Genomic DNA, 14,759 nt, shown 5'->3' with positions numbered 1-14,759 from the left:
GAGTGCTCCAGGTTAATGCTTGTGATTATGAGAATCGTTCGCATTGTATTGATGTGGAGCAAGGAACGCAAAGGGTGATCGGGTGTATGGCTTTGCGGGCAGAGCAGAGGCAGTGGTTCGTCGCGGGCGCCGCCAGGGGCGCCCGCGCTCAGGGGATTACTGCGGTTGGCGCTGCTGCAGAACTGCGCGGCTCCAGTCGATCAACTGCCTGGCGAGCGTGTCGGCCGCTTCGCCCAGGCCGCTGACGACGCCGGGTACGGCGGTATCGGTCAGCGCCTGGCTGACCCGGAAGTGGCGGCTGGCAATTACCTGTCGGGAGCCCGGATCGACCAGTTTGGCGTCCAGCTCGATGACGGCGCTGGCGGTGCCGCCCTGATACAGGGTCTGGAACTGGCGCAGATCGCTGAAAAGCTGAACATCGGTCTGCAGCGCATGGACCTCGGTGCTAACACTGGCAAAGCTGCCATCCTGTTGAAATGCCTGCACCAGATGTTCACGCAGCAGTATCGGGTTAGGGTCGGTCCAGCGCGCGCCCTGGTAGTTGTTGATGGTGTTGCCCTCCGGCGTCACCATGATACGAGGTGTTTGCAGGGCATAGCTGGCCGCGGGTGTGATGATGCGCAGCGATAGTGCCAGCGGCGTCTCCGTGCTGGCGCTAAAGTGCGGGGCGGGCAACTGATAGGTCGTGACCGGCTCGGTCTTGGGCAGTACGCTGCAGGCGCTGAGCAGCGTCAGTCCGAGCAGCGCCGGGATCAGTCTGGTGCGGGTCATGGTGTGAACTCCTGTTGCGCTTCGCCACCGAGCAGGAAGCGGGCTGGGTCATCCTGCAGGCGGCGGCTGAGGCGACGCAGATCAGCCAGGGTGGTGCGCAGCTCGTTCAGCGCGGGATCAAGCTGGCCGAGCCCCTGCGCGCCGCTGCTCAGTGCGTAGCGGTTTTCGCTGAGCACCTGCTCCAACTGATCACTGGTTCTGGCAATCGAGGCCATGGCGGTGCGCGCGCTGTGAAGGGTGTCGGCACCATCATTGCTCATGAGCTGGTCGGCGCGGGCGATCATCTGGTTACTGCGCTCCAGCGTTTCGGTTGCGGCCTTGCTGGTGGCGCGCAGTTCTGCCAGCAGCTGCTGCACGTTGCCGTCGGGGTCGGCAATGCTGTGGGTCGCCTGATTGAGACCTTCAAGCGTCATGCTGAAGCTGTTGACGTTTTCCTCGGACAACACCTTGCGGGCACTGACAATCAACTTGTTGATGTTGGTCATCAGGTCTTCGCCGTTGGCGAGCAGCGCGGAAATTGGCGAAGGAATGGCCTGGATTACCGGGTCCTCACCTTTGGGGGCTGTCAATCGCGGACTGTCAGGATCGTTGTGTGTCAGCTCGATAACCGAGGTTCCGGTGATGCCGGTGAATGACAGTCGTGCCTTGGTTGCCTGGGTGATCGGGACAGTCGAGTCGATGCGGATGCGTGCGCGGACAATGCGTGGGTCCTCTGCATCGAGCCCCAGCTCGGTGATCTCGCCGATGCGGATACCGCTGAATTGCACTGCGCTACCGCGCGACAGACCCGTAACCGACTGCTTGAAGACGACGGTGTAATAACGTTGATCGTTTGCGGTACTGGTGCTGCTGAGCCAGATCGCAAAGACGATGGCTGCCAGTGCCGATAGCACGGTAAACAGGCCGATCAACACATGGTTGGCACGTGTTTCCATGGGTCTCTACTCTCCTGCTGCAGGGTGTTGGTACGCGGCGGCGCGCCCGCGCGGGCCGTGGAAATAGTCTTGTACCCAGGTATCGTCGGTTTGGGCAACGCGCTCCAGTGTGTCGGCGACCAGTACACGTTTCTGCGACAGCACGGCGACCCGGTCACATATGGCGTACAGGGTATCGAGGTCGTGGGTAACCAGAAACACACTCAGTCCCAGCGCGTCGCACAGGGTGCGAATCAACTGGTCAAACGCCGCTGCGCCAATCGGGTCGAGGCCGGCGGTGGGTTCGTCGAGAAACAGAATGTCCGGGTCCAATGCCAGTGCACGGGCCAATGCGGCGCGCTTTACCATGCCCCCGGACAGCATTGATGGGTACTTGTCCGCAGCTTCCGGCGGCAGACCGGTTAGCATCACTTTCATTCGGGCCAGGTGGTTGGCGTCGCGGCGGCTCAGGCCAATATGCTCAATCAGCGGCAGGGCGATGTTTTCTGCCACGGTCAGCGAAGAGAAGAGTGCGCCGGACTGAAACAGCACGCCGAAGCGGCGTTCCAGCAGTGAGCGTTCTTCCTCTGATAGTGTTTGCAGATCCTGACCAAATACTTTGACCGAACCGGCATTTGGACGGCGCAGACCGACGATCGACCGTAACAGTACCGACTTGCCGGTGCCGGAACCGCCCACCACGCCGAGCACTTCCCGCGGCATGATGTCGAGGTCGAGGTTGTCGTGTACGGTCTGTTTGCCGAAGCGATTGACCAGACCGCGCACCTCAACGATGGGCTTGGCTACGGTTGTGTTCACCATCCCATCTCCATGTAGAACAGGGCGGCCAGCGCATCGACCAGAATCACCACGAAGATGCACTGGACCACGCTGGAGGTGGTGTGTTCTCCGACCGATTCGGCGCTCCCCGAGACCTTGAAGCCCTCAAGACAGCCAATGATGGCTACCAGAAAGGCAAATACCGGTGCTTTGGCCATGCCCAGCAGGAAGTGCTGCACACCGACATCGTCGTGCAGCAGGTTGAGGAACATGACCGGTGATATATCCAGGCTGAAGGCGCAGACCATGGCACCGCCCAGCAGCCCCGAGAGCATGGCGATAAAGGTCAGCGCCGGCAGGGTAATCAGCAGGGCGATGACCCGCGGCAGCACCAGCAGCTCAAGCGGGTTGAGACCCAGGGCACGGATGGCGTCGATTTCTTCGTTCGACTTCATCGAGCCGATTTGTGCGGTGAACGCGCTGGCGGTGCGGCCGGCCATAAGAATGGCGGTCAACAGCACACCGAATTCACGCAGGAAGGAAAACGCAACCAGATCCACCGTGTAGATGCTGGCGCCGAAGGTTTGCAGCACGGTGGCACCGAGGAAGGCAATGACCGCCCCGACCATGAAGGTCAGCAGGGCGACAATCGGCACAGCGTTCAGGCCGGTCTGCTCGATCTGTGCGGCAATCGCTGTGGGGCGCCAGCTGCGTGGTCGGAACAGGCCGCTGACCAGGCCACTCAGGGTCAGGCCGATAAAGCCGAGCAGGTCGATCACATTGGCTGCGTGCTGAGCCATGCTGACGCCAATATGTTCCAGCTGGTCGCGGATCGGATTACCGGGCTGGGGCTCCGGATCTGGCCCTTGCTCGCAGGTGCTGGCTATGCGAGCAAGCAGGGTACGGCGTTCGTCAGGCAGGCCGCTGCTGCTGGCCAGTATCTGTTGTAGCCGCTCCGCCCCGAGCAGGTCATTGATTAACTGCCCGCCAGCGGTGTCGACACGGCTGAGCTGGCTGAGATCAATGTTGCTTACCTGTGCACTATCGGCCGGCAGGCTACTGATCAACTGGCGCAGCTCGGCGTAATTGTCGAGGGTCCAGTCACCCTGCAGAAGCAGCGTGTCCTGCTGTGCGTCGGGCAGGCGAAGGTAAGGAGAAGTATCGGGCATGGGGATCGCCTGCGCCGAGAAGCGGCGCAGGCTGCTGGATCAGGACTTGCGCTTGAGGCCGAAGTCCTCGGAAAGGGTGCCGGGGCCCGCGGCGTCTTTGGGAGCGTAGTCGCGCGGCGGCTCCAGCGAGTCGAATGCCGGCTCGGCCTGTTGGCGAGAGGAACTGTGCACGATGCCGGCATCCTGATCCAGTGCTGCGAGCAGGCGCTGGCGTGTCATGTCGTCCGGGGCCAACTCAACGGCGCCATGGGTCAGGTGTTCCTGAATGTCCTGATAGCTGCGGTTCAGGCGGCTGGCCAGGGTGGCGGTAGTCTTGAAGTGGGCGGCCACTTCCTGCTGATACTCTTCAAAGCGCAGCTGCAGACTCTCAAGCTGGGCTTGAGCGCTGGCATTGCTGCCTCCGCTGACGCGTCTGGATACCTGAGCCAGCACAATGCCGACAACGACGCCCACTGCCAATGCAATGGCTGCTGCAATCCACAGGTTTTCGCTTGCTTCCACCTTGGGTCCCTCATCTTTAGGTTGGTGCTATCAGTCCAGCGGGTGCTGCCTGTCCGAACCATGTAGTAACGGTAACGACATTTGCCGGCCAAGGCTAGGGCATTTGCACCTAATCGATGGTGGGGTGCGGGCAACTTGTCAGTGTCGTCAGGCAGGGTTCAGAATATGGCGTTTGAGTGTCGCAGCACCCTCTGGTTCCGCTGATGCGACGCCCCAACCCCAGCAGTAGTCACGGAGTCGGTCATGTCCAGAGCAGGTGAAGAGTCGATTGTCATTGAAGGCCCGAGCGGTGCCCTGGAGGCGGTGCTCACCCGTGGCGAGGTGCCCGGGTTGCTGGCGGTGATCTGTCATCCCAACCCGGTGCAGGGCGGCACCATGCAGAATAAGGTGGTGCACACCCTGATGCGTACGGCACGGGATCTGGGAGCCAGTACGCTGCGTTTTAACTTCCGCGGCGTGGGGGCGAGCGCCGGGCAGCATGATTATGGCGTTGGTGAGGTCGATGACTGCCTGGCGGTGATTGACTGGGCGTTGCAGCATGAAGGCACATCGCGTCTGTGGCTGATGGGCTTCTCCTTTGGCGGTTTTGTCGCGGCGGCTGCCGCGACGCGACTGGCGCAATGGCCCGAGCGGCTGGTGCTGGTTGCGCCGTCCGTAGAAAAACAGGATTTCGCGGCGCTCAAGCCGCTTGCAGGGCCTGTCAGCGTGATGATGGGGGAGGACGATGACGTTGTCGCCCCGGCCGCTGTTTACGCCGCGTTCGCCGACGAGCGCGCGGCCGAGGTTGTCCGCTTTGCCGACACCGGGCACTTCTTCCACGGCAAGCTGGTGCCGCTCAAAGCCGAGGTGGAGCGGGTTTTGACGGATCAGGCCTGATTGCCAAGGGAGGATGCTGGCGTTAGAGTATCGCTCCCTTCGATGTCCCTACTGGTATTGTGTGCATGTCTCCCCTTGAACGATACAAGGCCGATCTTCAGCGTCCTGACTTCTTTCATGATCCTGCGCAGGAACGCGCGGTTCAGCATCTGCAGCGGTTATTCGATGACCTGATTCGCAGTGAGGGCGAGCGCACGGGTTTTTTCGGGCGGTTTCGCAAGCGCAAGCCGGAGCCGGTCAAAGGCCTGTATTTTTGGGGTGGTGTAGGGCGCGGCAAGACCTATCTGGTCGATACCTTTTTTGAAGCTCTGCCCTTCGAGCGCAAGATGCGCACGCACTTTCACCGCTTTATGCAGCGCGTTCATCACGAACTGAAGGCGCTGAAAGGGGAGAAGAACCCGCTCAAGCTAATCGCAGCGCAGTTTGCCAGTGAGGCGCGAGTCATCTGTTTTGACGAGTTTTTTGTCTCTGATATTACCGATGCGATGATTCTGGGCAGCCTGATGGAAGAGTTGTTTGCGCAGGGGGTGACCCTGGTGGCGACTTCCAATATCGTGCCTGACGGGTTGTATAAGGATGGCCTGCAACGTGCGCGCTTCCTCCCGGCTATCGCATTGCTCAACAGCTGCACCGAGGTCGTCAACGTGGACAATGGCGTTGATTACCGATTGCGTGCCCTGGAGCAGGCCGAGCTGTACCACTGCCCACTCGATTGCGACGCCTATGCCAGTCTGAAGCGCAGCTTCGACAGTCTGGTTCCGGACCTTAACGAGGTTGTTGAGGGTGAGGAGCTGATCATCGAAAACCGTCCGATTCAGTCGGTACGGGTGTGTGAAGATGTTGCCTGGTTCGAGTTTCGTGCCCTGTGTGACGGCCCTCGCAGTCAGAACGACTACATCGAGCTGGGGCGCATCTTTCACGCGGTGCTGATTTCCAACGTCGAACAGATGAGTACCGCCAAGGATGATATGGCGCGTCGCTTCATCAATCTGGTCGACGAGTTCTATGACCGTAACGTCAAACTCATTCTCTCTGCCGAGGTGCCGCTCAAGGACCTCTACGCCGGTGGTCGGCTGGACTTCGAGTTTCAGCGCACGCTGAGCCGTTTGTTGGAAATGCAGTCACACGAATTTCTCGCGCGTCCGCACAAGCCCTGACTCAGGCTGTCGGTTCGCGGCTGCCTTGCAGGTAGGCGCGGCGATACTGGTTGGGCGACATGCCAGTATGCTGGCGGAACAGGCGCGCGAAGAAACTGGCGTCGTCGTAGCCTATCTCGTAGCTGATGGTTTTGATGCTCTGGTTGCTGGTTACCAGCAGCGTTTTGGCCATCTCGATCCGCAAGCGCTGCAGGTAGTGCAGCGGTTTGTCTCCGGTGGCCTGGTGGAAGCGGCGCATGAAGTTGCGAATGCTCATGCCGTGACGGCTGGCCACATCCTCAAAGCGAAATTTCTCTGCAAAGTGCTGCTCCAGCCACTGCTGAATCTGCAGAATTGGCAGGTCATGGTGCAACTTCTGGCCGCCAAAGCCGATGACGCCCGGCGTGTAGTTGCGCTGCACCTCGTAGTACGCGTCCCGGGCGAGTGTGCGGGACACTTCAGGGCTGCACAGGCGCTCGGCAAGGTGCACAAACAGGTCGCGCGCTGAGCTGATTCCGGCGGCGCAGAGCACCTGTCCTGCGTCGGTCAGGTGCTTGTCGCGCTGCAGCTCGACGGCGGGAAAGCGCTGGCGGTACTCGTCATGAAAGCGCCAGTAGGTGGTTGCTTCGCGGCCGTCCAGCAGACCCGCTGCGGCAGGCCAGAACGCGCCGAGGGCAACGGCGCCAATCAGGGCGCCACGCTGGCTCTGTTGCTGCAGCCAGGGACAGATTTGCGGGTACTGCGTCTGCAGCAAGTCAAAGTCGGCCCAGAAAGAGGGCAGGATGATCAGTTGTGGTTCTACATCGACAATGCTGGCTTCTGCGTGAATTGGGTCCTTGCTGAAGCCCGTTGCAGGTTGTCCGTCAGGTGTGACCGTCAGTACCTCAAAGCCGGGGGTCAGACCTTGACCAAGCTGGCGGCCAGTATTGAGGCTGGCCATATAGAAGACATCTCTGGCCTGAGACAGGGTAGAAGTGACCGTGAAGTCGGTCGCGAGAATTGCAACCTGCCTCAGCGGCTCTGCAGTTTGGTTGGGCATTTTTTATTGTCGTTATAGGTTGATTCGGACAGATATGGCAGAAATAGCCGTATGCAGTCAGTGTCTAACGACGGAGACAGTGGGGTCAAGAGGCGGCCGCCCGGGTGGGCGGCCGCTGGGATCAGGGTGCCGGGTTGGGCTGGCTCTGATGGATTTCGGAAATGGCCTGCAGCACGCTGTCGGTCAGGCCCATGTTGATGCTGCTCAGGTTGCGATTGAGCTGATCCATGTTGGTGGCGCCGATGATGTTGCTGGTGACGAACGGCTGACGGGTGACAAACGCCAGTGCCATCTGCGCCGGGTCCATACCATGGTCGCGGGCGAGCTGAACATAACGGGCGCAGGCCTTTTGGGCTTGCGGGTTGCTGTAGCGTACAAAGCGCTCGAACAGGGTGATTCGCGCCTTCTCCGGTCGCAGGCCGTTGAGGTACTTGCCGGTCAGCACACCAAAGGCCAGTGGCGAGTAGGCGAGCAGGCCGATCTGCTCACGCATCGACATCTCGGCGAGGCCGACTTCGTAGGTGCGGTTGAGCAAGTTGTAGGGGTTCTGGATCGAGACCATGCGCGGCCAGCCACGGGATTCGGCCAGGTGCAGAAAGCGACTGACGCCCCAGGGTGTTTCATTCGACAGGCCGACATGGCGGACTTTGCCAGCCTTGATCAGGTTGTCCAGGGCCTCAAGGGTGTCTTCGAACGAGGTCAGCTCGTCGTCCGGATTGTGGCGATAGCCGAGTTGGCCAAAGAAATTGGTTTGCCGGTCTGGCCAGTGGAGCTGATAGAGATCGATGTAGTCGGTCTGCAGGCGCTTGAGGCTGCCATCGATGGCCTGGTCGATATGGGCACGAGTGAAGCGAGTGCGGCCGTCGCGCAGGTAGCTTAGCCCGTTGCCCGGGCCGGCAATCTTGCTGGCAAGGATCCACTTGTCGCGCCCGCCGCGCTGCTGGAAGAAATTACCGATGATGGTCTCGGTTGCGCCGTAGGTATCTCCTTTGGGTGGCACCGGATACATTTCGGCGGTATCGATGAAGTTGACGCCGGCATCGCGCGCGCGGTCAATCTGTGCAAAGGCTTCCTGCTGGGTGTTTTGTTCGCCCCAGGTCATGGTGCCGAGACAAAGGGCGCTGACCTTGAGGTTGCTGCGGCCGAGAGGGCGGTATTGCATGGAGAGCTCCTTGGTTGCCGAAAGGACGGTTCATTATTGATCATCAGGGTAAATAAGGGTTGTATTTTTTTTGCTGATTGGCATAATGCCCGCCACTTTCGACAGGATGCCTAGCCTGTCGTTGTTGTTTACAGCACAGATGCCACCCAGACCCACGCAGCCCCCACTGAGTGTCTGTTCTAGGCTTTGTTGTCTTGTAAAAACACATTTCACTCTGTAAGATTTGCCGTCTTCTTTTGAAAGCGGCCTCTGAGGCTAGGATTAATGAAAACCTTCAGCGCAAAACCTGAAACCGTAAAACGTGATTGGTACGTCGTCGACGCCAGTGGTCTGACTCTGGGTCGTCTGGCAACCGAGGTTGCTTCACGTCTGCGCGGCAAGCACAAGCCCGAATACACCCCTCACGTTGATACCGGTGACTACATCGTCATCATCAATGCCGAGAAAGTACACGTAACCGGTAACAAGGTTCAGGACAAGATGTACTACAGCCACTCCGGTTTCCCGGGTGGTATCAAGTCCATCAACTTTGAAAAGCTGATCCAACGCGCTCCTGAGCGTGTTATCGAGTCTGCTGTCAAAGGCATGTTGCCTAAGAACCCCCTGGGTCGTGCAATGTACCGGAAGATGAAGGTCTATAAAGGCGCTTCTCATCCGCATGCTGCACAACAGCCCCAAGAACTGAAGATCTAAGGAGTTCACCATGTCGGCGACACAAAACTACGGCACTGGCCGTCGTAAAACTGCCACCGCTCGCGTATTCCTGCGTCCGGGTTCTGGCAATATCTCCATCAACAATCGCAGCCTGGAGAACTTCTTCGGTCGCGAAACTGCTCGCATGATTGTTCGTCAGCCGCTCGAGCTGACCGAGAGCACCGAGAAGTTTGACGTCTACGTGACTGTCAGTGGCGGTGGTATCTCCGGTCAAGCTGGCGCCATCCGTCACGGCATCACTCGTGCGCTGATGGAATACGACGAAACACTGCGCGGCGAGCTGCGCAAAGCGGGTTATGTTACCCGTGACGCTCGTGAAGTTGAGCGTAAGAAAGTGGGTCTGCGCAAAGCGCGTAAGCGTCCGCAGTACTCCAAGCGTTAATCTCGTATTGCGCTGCAAAACGCCCGGGCTCCGGAAGGAGTGCCGGGCGTTTTCGTATCTGCGGCAAGGTGTCGCGCCTGCTATGGTTAGATGCAAGTCCCTGATTGGGCGCGAATTCGGTATAGTGTCGAGCGTGCTGGGAGTGGATATCACCTTGTCAAAAAAGGGGTTTTTCATTACCATCGGTTTCATTTTGTGCAGGCTGTTCAACACTTCAAAAGGCCTTCTAAAAAGGTCCAGAAATTAGCTGATGGGAGACGACTGGATGAGTAATGACGGCGTGAATAATGGCCGGCGTCGCTTCCTGGTGGCCGCCACAAGTGTGGTAGGTGCCGCCGGAGCAGTAGGGGCCGCAGTCCCCTTTGTGGGGGCCTGGTTCCCGAGCGCTCGAGCCAAAGCGGCTGGTGCGCCGGTAAAGGTGAATATCAGCAAGATCGAGCTGGGACAGCAGATCGTTGTGGAATGGCGCGGGCAGCCCGTGTTTGTTTCGCATCGGACGGCTGAAGCCCTCGCGCTGCTGGATGAAACCGATTCCGAGGTGGCGGATCCGCATTCCGAGGCCTCCAATCAGCCGGCTTATGTTGATGGTAAAACCCGTGCGATCAAGCCGGAGTTGCTGGTGGTCATGGGTGTTTGTACTCACCTTGGCTGCTCTCCTCTGTTCAAGCCTGAAGTCGCTTCTGCTGACATGGGTGCGGATTGGAAGGGTGGTTATTTCTGCCCATGCCATGGTTCCCACTACGACATGTCCGGTCGTGTCTTCAAGGGCCAGCCCGCGCCCCTGAATCTTCCGGTACCACCCTATTCATATGAGTCTGATGACGTAATCGTGATCGGCGTGGATCAGGAGAGCGCCTGATGAATAAATTGATGCAATGGGTGAACGAGCGGATGTCCGTCACTCAGGTGATGGAAGATCACCTGACCAAGTACTACGCGCCCAAAAACTTCAACTTCTTCTACTTCTTTGGCTCTCTGGCCATGCTGGTGTTGGTAAACCAGCTGGTTACCGGTATCTGGCTGACCATGAGCTACGAGCCCTCTGCTCAGGGCGCGTTTGCCTCGGTCGAGTACATCATGCGCGATGTCGAGTACGGCTGGCTGCTGCGTTATCTGCACTCTACTGGCGCCTCTGCGTTCTTCGTAGTGGTCTATCTGCACATGCTGCGGGGTCTGATGTACGGCTCCTATCAGAAGCCGCGTGAGCTGATCTGGCTGTTCGGTATGCTGATCTATCTGGTGCTGATGGGTGAAGCCTTTATGGGTTACCTGCTGCCCTGGGGTCAGATGTCCTACTGGGGTGCCCAGGTGATCATCTCCCTGTTCGGTGCTATTCCGTTCATTGGTCCGGATCTGGCGCAATGGGTACGTGGTGACTTCCTGATCTCCGGTATCACCCTGAACCGCTTCTTCGCGCTGCACGTTATCGCACTGCCGATCGTGCTGCTGGGGCTGGTTGTGCTGCACATCATCGCGCTGCACGAAGTGGGCTCCAACAACCCGGATGGTATCGATATCAAGAAGTTCAAGGATGAGAATGGCAAGCCGCTGGACGGCATCGCCTTCCACCCGTACTACACCGTGAAGGATATCGTTGGTGTGGTGGTCTTCCTGTTCGTATTCTGCGCCATCGTGTTCTTCTTCCCGGAGATGGGTGGTTACTTCCTTGAGAAGCCGAACTTTGAAATCGCCAACCAGTTGAAAACGCCTGACCACATCGCTCCGGTCTGGTACTTCACTCCGTTCTACGCGATTCTCCGTGCTGTTCCGTCGATTGCCGGCTCTGCCTTCCCAGGCGTTCTGGCGATGGGTGCGGCGATCGCGGTGCTGTTTGTGCTGCCCTGGCTGGACCGTAGCCCGGTTCGCTCCATCCGCTATAAGGGCTGGATGAGCAAGTTGTGGCTGGTCATCTTCTGCGTGTGCTTCGTGATTCTCGGTGTATTGGGTGCTATCCCGTCCACTCCGGGTCGTACGTTGCTGTCGCAGGTGTGTACCGTTCTGTATTTCGCCTTCTTTATCCTGATGCCGTTCTACACCCGGATGGAGAAGACCAAACCGGTTCCGGAGAGGGTTACTGGCTAATGAAAAAACAACTGATTGCCCTGATGTTTGCTCTGGTTCCGACCGTCGCGTTTGCGGCGGGTGGTGCTGGCTATCACCTAGATGAAGCAAATGTTGATATCACTGACAAGGCCGCTCTGCAGGATGGCGCGCGCACCTTCGCCAACTATTGCATGGGGTGCCACTCTGCGCAGTACCAGCGTTATGAGCGTGTTGCGACTGACCTGGGTATCCCTGAGCAGTTGATGCTCGATAACCTGGTTTTCACCGAAGGCACTCTGATCGGTGATCACATGAAGAACGGCATGCGCAGTGCTGACGCCAAAAAGTGGTTTGGTGCGGCTCCGCCGGACCTGACCCTGGTTGCCCGTGTTCGCGGTACCGATTGGCTCTACACCTATCTGCGTACCTTCTATGAAGATCCGTCCCGTCCGCTGGGCGCCAACAACAAGGTATTCCCGAACGTGGGTATGCCAAATGTGCTGGCCGAGCTGCAGGGTCGTCAGGTTATCGGCTGCAAGGCCATGCCGGTCAAAGACGAAAGCGGTAAGATCATGCGTGACACTCTCAGTGGCGACGTGATGAAGCAGGAGCAGTGCGATGTCCTGACCGTGGTTCCGAACACAGGTACTCAGACCGAGGAAGAGTTTGATACTACGGTTCGCAACCTGGTTAGCTTCCTGGCTTACTCGGCTGATCCGGTCAAGCTGGAGCGTCATCGTATTGGTGTATACGTGCTGCTGTATCTGGCCTTCCTGTTTGTATTTGCGTATCTGCTGAAGCGTGAATACTGGCGAGATGTCCATTGATCTTCTGAGGTTCAGATGATCCGTGCGCGCCCCTTGAGGGCGCGCACTTGTTTCTGGGGTATAATGGCGCTCTGCGCGCGCGGCCCCGCTGCGCGCTTTGTGCTTTTAGGTGCCAGTCTGGCACCTGCCGCAGTCCGAATAAGGATGAGGGTTTACATATGGGCGTAACCGCCAACAAGCGTTCCTCCATGGCATTTTTCTCGGATCCCCGTGATCACTACTGTCACCGGGTCAGAATAGTGCTGGCAGAAAAGGGGGTTACCGTTGACGTGATTAACGTCGAACCTGGCGATCATCCGCAGGAGTTAGCCGAGAATAATCCCTACAACAGCGTTCCGACGCTGCTTGATCGTGATCTCGTTCTTTACGAGTCGAGCATCATGATGGAGTACCTCGACGAGCGTTTTCCGCATCCTCCGCTGTTGCCGGTATATCCGGTGGCGCGGGCCAACAGCCGTCTGCTGATGTATCGCGTGCAGCGTGACTGGTGCCGTCTGGTGGATGTTATCGTTGATCCCAAGAGCAGCTCTGCCGAAGTGACGCGTGCACGTAAGGAGCTGCGTGAGAGCCTGATTGGGGTTGCTCCGGTGTTTGCTGAGATGCCGTTCTTCATGAGTGAAGAGTTTAGTCTGGTGGATTGCTGTATCGCGCCGATCTTGTGGCGTCTGCCGGAACTGGGTGTGGAGCTGCCGAAGCAGGCCAAGCCGTTGCTGGACTATATGGAGCGAATCTTCCAGCGCGAAGGGTTTATCGCCAGTCTGTCGGCGGCTGAGCGGGATATGAAGGCAAACTGATTGGAGGAAGCGGATATGGCCGAGATGGGCTCCAGTCGCCCCTATCTGGTGCGTGCTCTTTACGAGTGGATTCTTGATAATCAGTGCACGCCTTATTTGCTGGTGAATGCCGAGCATCCGGACACAGCTGTTCCGATGGCCTTCGTCGAGGATGGGCAGATTGTTCTTAATCTTTCGCCAAGCGCGGTGCGTGATCTGCATATGGATAACGAGCAGATCAGCTTTGACGGCCGCTTCGGTGGCGTTGCCCAGCAGGTTTGGATCCCGCTGGGGGCGGTAATGGCCATTTATGCCCGCGAGAACGGTCAGGGTATGGTGTTTGAGCTGGAGCCTGTTGCGCCGCCGTCTGGTGATCCAGAAGGTGGTGATCAGCCGCCCCAGCCGCCACGTCCGGAAGGTGGCGGTCGTCCCGCATTGAAAGTCGTCAAGTAGACAATAAAAAGCCCCGCTCTGCGGGGCTTTTTATTGTCGCCAGTGCCGGTCCTCAATCGAGATACTCGAACAGTTTGACGATGCGTTGAACGCCTCCCACCTGCTGCGCTTGCGCCACAGCGAGGTCGGCTTCGTGGTGGGTGACAAGGCCCATGAGATAGACCACGCCAGCTTCGGTTACCACCTTGATGCGCGAGCCGGGTATGGTGCCGTCGGTGAGCAGGCGGGTTTTCAGGTTGGCGGTGATCAGGGCGTCCTGGTTGCGTGCGAGGAGCGACAGACGCGGGCCTGCGGTGAGCTCATTGTGAACCACCTTGACCTTCTGTACCTGCTTTGCCGCCTCGCCAGCGGGCGCAATCAGATCGCCACGTGGTACCTGGCCAGCCAGCAGGACGACGCCGTTGTAGCTGGTAGCAATGATTCGCCCTTCGGCTTCGATCGCGGCGTTGACCTTGTTGACGTTTACCGCGACCTTGGTCTCGATCAGTTGGTCGTCGATGCTGCTACCGATGGTGCGCGTGCCGTGGTTGTCTTCAATCGGGGTATCCCGAGTGGCAGTCAGTATCGAGCTGCAGCCCGCGAGCATCAGTGTCAGGGCGATGGCTGACAGTTTTCTCATTCCTCGCTCCCGAACAGTTGGCGGTCGATCAGGTCGCACAGGCAGTGAATCGCCAGCAGGTGCACTTCCTGGATGCGTGCCGTCGAGCGTGCGGGGACGCGGATTTCGACGTCTTCGGGCATCAGTAGTGAGGCCATGGCGCCGCCATCGCGGCCGGTCAGAGCAACAACGTGCATGTCCCGGTCGTGGGCTGCCTGGATGGCTTGCATGACGTTGGCAGAGTTGCCGCTGGTGGAGATGGCCAGCAGAACGTCGCCTGGCTGGCCGAGCGCCCGGATCTGCTTGGAAAAGACTTCTTCGTAGCTGTAGTCGTTAGCGATCGAGGTAATGGTCGAGGCGTCGGTGGTCAGTGCGATTGCCGGCAAGCTTGGGCGTTCACGCTCAAAGCGATTGAGCAGCTCGGAGGAGAAGTGTTGTGCGTCGCCGGCCGAGCCGCCATTGCCGCAGGTGAGAATCTTGCCCTCGCTGAGCAGCGCGTTGACCATCAGTTGGCTGCCCTGTTCAATGCTGGGGCCGAGCACATCCATCGCGCGGGTCTTGGTTTCAATGCTGTCGGTGAAAAGCTGTCTGATGCGGTGTTGCATGTCCATAGGGAAACTC

General features: G+C 58.8%; 18 protein-coding genes. 9 read left to right on the top strand and 9 right to left on the bottom strand.

Features of this window, described 5'->3' with window-relative positions:
- Nucleotides 1-156: 156 nt before the first annotated feature.
- Genes ACKPCU_RS17475 through ACKPCU_RS17455 form a run of 5 tightly spaced genes read right to left on the bottom strand, consistent with a single transcriptional unit; the run spans nucleotide 157 to nucleotide 4,135 of the window.
- On the bottom strand, nucleotides 157-771 hold the full coding sequence (locus ACKPCU_RS17475; protein WP_321348662.1) for an ABC-type transport auxiliary lipoprotein family protein: 615 nt from the start codon (nucleotides 769-771) through the stop codon (nucleotides 157-159).
- Nucleotides 768-1,706 carry an MlaD family protein gene (locus ACKPCU_RS17470; RefSeq protein ID WP_321348660.1) on the bottom strand — a complete coding sequence of 313 codons (939 nt, stop codon included), beginning with the start codon at nucleotides 1,704-1,706 and terminating at the stop codon, nucleotides 768-770. Before ACKPCU_RS17470 ends, ACKPCU_RS17475 begins: the two co-directional genes overlap by 4 nt.
- Before the next feature lie 6 nt (nucleotides 1,707-1,712).
- The gene (locus ACKPCU_RS17465; protein ID WP_321348658.1) at nucleotides 1,713-2,507 is read right to left on the bottom strand and encodes an ABC transporter ATP-binding protein; all 795 of its coding nucleotides are present in this window, start codon (nucleotides 2,505-2,507) and stop codon (nucleotides 1,713-1,715) included.
- Nucleotides 2,501-3,634, bottom strand: a complete 1,134-nt coding sequence (locus ACKPCU_RS17460) for an ABC transporter permease (protein ID WP_321348656.1) — start codon at nucleotides 3,632-3,634, stop codon at nucleotides 2,501-2,503. Before ACKPCU_RS17460 ends, ACKPCU_RS17465 begins: the two co-directional genes overlap by 7 nt.
- A 39-nt stretch (nucleotides 3,635-3,673) precedes the next feature.
- Nucleotides 3,674-4,135, bottom strand: coding sequence for a Z-ring associated ZapG family protein (locus ACKPCU_RS17455; protein WP_104737454.1), 462 nt, complete (start codon nucleotides 4,133-4,135; stop codon nucleotides 3,674-3,676).
- A 243-nt stretch (nucleotides 4,136-4,378) separates the two neighbouring features.
- Between ACKPCU_RS17455 and ACKPCU_RS17450 the strand changes: the two genes are divergently transcribed.
- Both ACKPCU_RS17450 and zapE read left to right on the top strand, forming a co-directional pair.
- Nucleotides 4,379-5,011, top strand: coding sequence for an alpha/beta hydrolase (locus ACKPCU_RS17450; protein WP_104737453.1), 633 nt, complete (start codon nucleotides 4,379-4,381; stop codon nucleotides 5,009-5,011).
- Nucleotides 5,012-5,076: 65 nt separating this feature from the next.
- Nucleotides 5,077-6,168, top strand: coding sequence for a cell division protein ZapE (zapE, locus tag ACKPCU_RS17445; RefSeq protein WP_104737452.1), 1,092 nt, complete (start codon nucleotides 5,077-5,079; stop codon nucleotides 6,166-6,168).
- A gap of 1 nt (nucleotide 6,169) precedes the next feature.
- Here the strand turns inward: zapE and ACKPCU_RS17440 are convergent, their stop codons facing one another.
- Together ACKPCU_RS17440 and ACKPCU_RS17435 are read right to left on the bottom strand one after the other, a co-directional pair.
- The gene (locus ACKPCU_RS17440) at nucleotides 6,170-7,186 is read right to left on the bottom strand and encodes a GlxA family transcriptional regulator (RefSeq protein ID WP_321348653.1); all 1,017 of its coding nucleotides are present in this window, start codon (nucleotides 7,184-7,186) and stop codon (nucleotides 6,170-6,172) included.
- A gap of 121 nt (nucleotides 7,187-7,307) precedes the next feature.
- Nucleotides 7,308-8,348 (bottom strand): NADP(H)-dependent aldo-keto reductase, encoded by a 1,041-nt coding sequence (locus ACKPCU_RS17435; protein ID WP_321348652.1) that lies wholly within the window; start codon nucleotides 8,346-8,348, stop codon nucleotides 7,308-7,310.
- Nucleotides 8,349-8,612: 264 nt separating this feature from the next.
- Here ACKPCU_RS17435 and rplM point away from each other — a divergent pair, with 264 nt between their 5' ends.
- From rplM to ACKPCU_RS17400, 7 genes are all read left to right on the top strand, one after another.
- Entirely contained in the window at nucleotides 8,613-9,041 is a 429-nt protein-coding gene (gene rplM / locus ACKPCU_RS17430) for a 50S ribosomal protein L13 (RefSeq protein ID WP_088274787.1), read from the top strand.
- 10 nt (nucleotides 9,042-9,051) lie between these two features.
- The gene (gene rpsI / locus ACKPCU_RS17425; RefSeq protein WP_104737449.1) at nucleotides 9,052-9,444 is read left to right on the top strand and encodes a 30S ribosomal protein S9; all 393 of its coding nucleotides are present in this window, start codon (nucleotides 9,052-9,054) and stop codon (nucleotides 9,442-9,444) included.
- Nucleotides 9,445-9,709: 265 nt separating this feature from the next.
- Nucleotides 9,710-10,303 (top strand): ubiquinol-cytochrome c reductase iron-sulfur subunit, encoded by a 594-nt coding sequence (petA, locus tag ACKPCU_RS17420; RefSeq protein WP_104737494.1) that lies wholly within the window; start codon nucleotides 9,710-9,712, stop codon nucleotides 10,301-10,303.
- A complete protein-coding gene (locus tag ACKPCU_RS17415) occupies nucleotides 10,303-11,526 on the top strand; it encodes a cytochrome b (protein ID WP_104737448.1) in 1,224 nt (407 codons plus the stop codon). The genes petA and ACKPCU_RS17415 overlap by 1 nt, the downstream gene beginning before the upstream one ends.
- Nucleotides 11,526-12,314 (top strand): cytochrome c1, encoded by a 789-nt coding sequence (locus tag ACKPCU_RS17410; protein WP_104737447.1) that lies wholly within the window; start codon nucleotides 11,526-11,528, stop codon nucleotides 12,312-12,314. Before ACKPCU_RS17415 ends, ACKPCU_RS17410 begins: the two co-directional genes overlap by 1 nt.
- Before the next feature lie 158 nt (nucleotides 12,315-12,472).
- Nucleotides 12,473-13,108: a glutathione S-transferase N-terminal domain-containing protein gene (locus ACKPCU_RS17405; RefSeq protein ID WP_104737446.1), complete on the top strand. Its 636-nt coding sequence runs from the start codon at nucleotides 12,473-12,475 to the stop codon at nucleotides 13,106-13,108.
- Nucleotides 13,109-13,132: 24 nt separating this feature from the next.
- Complete coding sequence (locus ACKPCU_RS17400; RefSeq protein ID WP_104737493.1) at nucleotides 13,133-13,540, top strand: ClpXP protease specificity-enhancing factor; 408 nt, start codon at nucleotides 13,133-13,135, stop codon at nucleotides 13,538-13,540.
- A 52-nt stretch (nucleotides 13,541-13,592) separates the two neighbouring features.
- Here the strand turns inward: ACKPCU_RS17400 and ACKPCU_RS17395 are convergent, their stop codons facing one another.
- Both ACKPCU_RS17395 and ACKPCU_RS17390 read right to left on the bottom strand, forming a co-directional pair.
- On the bottom strand, nucleotides 13,593-14,159 hold the full coding sequence (locus ACKPCU_RS17395) for a BON domain-containing protein (protein WP_104737445.1): 567 nt from the start codon (nucleotides 14,157-14,159) through the stop codon (nucleotides 13,593-13,595).
- Nucleotides 14,156-14,749, bottom strand: coding sequence for a phosphoheptose isomerase (locus ACKPCU_RS17390; protein WP_104737444.1), 594 nt, complete (start codon nucleotides 14,747-14,749; stop codon nucleotides 14,156-14,158). Before ACKPCU_RS17390 ends, ACKPCU_RS17395 begins: the two co-directional genes overlap by 4 nt.
- Nucleotides 14,750-14,759: the final 10 nt, after the last annotated feature.

Source organism: Halopseudomonas oceani (assembly GCF_963677335.1).
GTDB lineage: Bacteria > Pseudomonadota > Gammaproteobacteria > Pseudomonadales > Pseudomonadaceae > Halopseudomonas > Halopseudomonas oceani.
The sequence above is the reverse complement of the archived record's forward strand: the minus strand, read 5'-3'. Positions and strand labels throughout refer to the sequence as shown.

What these genes read in the sequence shown, in the direction of transcription:
- ACKPCU_RS17475 (WP_321348662.1), bottom strand. Translation starts at nt 771, where the DNA reads ATGACCCGCACCAGACTGATCCCGGCGCTGCTCGGACTGACGCTGCTC.
- ACKPCU_RS17470 (WP_321348660.1), bottom strand. Translation starts at nt 1,706, where the DNA reads ATGGAAACACGTGCCAACCATGTGTTGATCGGCCTGTTTACCGTGCTA.
- ACKPCU_RS17465 (WP_321348658.1), bottom strand. Translation starts at nt 2,507, where the DNA reads ATGGTGAACACAACCGTAGCCAAGCCCATCGTTGAGGTGCGCGGTCTG.
- ACKPCU_RS17460 (WP_321348656.1), bottom strand. Translation starts at nt 3,634, where the DNA reads ATGCCCGATACTTCTCCTTACCTTCGCCTGCCCGACGCACAGCAGGAC.
- ACKPCU_RS17450 (WP_104737453.1), top strand. Translation starts at nt 4,379, where the DNA reads ATGTCCAGAGCAGGTGAAGAGTCGATTGTCATTGAAGGCCCGAGCGGT.
- zapE (WP_104737452.1), top strand. Translation starts at nt 5,077, where the DNA reads ATGTCTCCCCTTGAACGATACAAGGCCGATCTTCAGCGTCCTGACTTC.
- ACKPCU_RS17440 (WP_321348653.1), bottom strand. Translation starts at nt 7,186, where the DNA reads ATGCCCAACCAAACTGCAGAGCCGCTGAGGCAGGTTGCAATTCTCGCG.
- ACKPCU_RS17435 (WP_321348652.1), bottom strand. Translation starts at nt 8,348, where the DNA reads ATGCAATACCGCCCTCTCGGCCGCAGCAACCTCAAGGTCAGCGCCCTT.
- rplM (WP_088274787.1), top strand. Translation starts at nt 8,613, where the DNA reads ATGAAAACCTTCAGCGCAAAACCTGAAACCGTAAAACGTGATTGGTAC.
- rpsI (WP_104737449.1), top strand. Translation starts at nt 9,052, where the DNA reads ATGTCGGCGACACAAAACTACGGCACTGGCCGTCGTAAAACTGCCACC.
- petA (WP_104737494.1), top strand. Translation starts at nt 9,710, where the DNA reads ATGAGTAATGACGGCGTGAATAATGGCCGGCGTCGCTTCCTGGTGGCC.
- ACKPCU_RS17415 (WP_104737448.1), top strand. Translation starts at nt 10,303, where the DNA reads ATGAATAAATTGATGCAATGGGTGAACGAGCGGATGTCCGTCACTCAG.
- ACKPCU_RS17410 (WP_104737447.1), top strand. Translation starts at nt 11,526, where the DNA reads ATGAAAAAACAACTGATTGCCCTGATGTTTGCTCTGGTTCCGACCGTC.
- ACKPCU_RS17405 (WP_104737446.1), top strand. Translation starts at nt 12,473, where the DNA reads ATGGGCGTAACCGCCAACAAGCGTTCCTCCATGGCATTTTTCTCGGAT.
- ACKPCU_RS17400 (WP_104737493.1), top strand. Translation starts at nt 13,133, where the DNA reads ATGGGCTCCAGTCGCCCCTATCTGGTGCGTGCTCTTTACGAGTGGATT.
- ACKPCU_RS17395 (WP_104737445.1), bottom strand. Translation starts at nt 14,159, where the DNA reads ATGAGAAAACTGTCAGCCATCGCCCTGACACTGATGCTCGCGGGCTGC.
- ACKPCU_RS17390 (WP_104737444.1), bottom strand. Translation starts at nt 14,749, where the DNA reads ATGGACATGCAACACCGCATCAGACAGCTTTTCACCGACAGCATTGAA.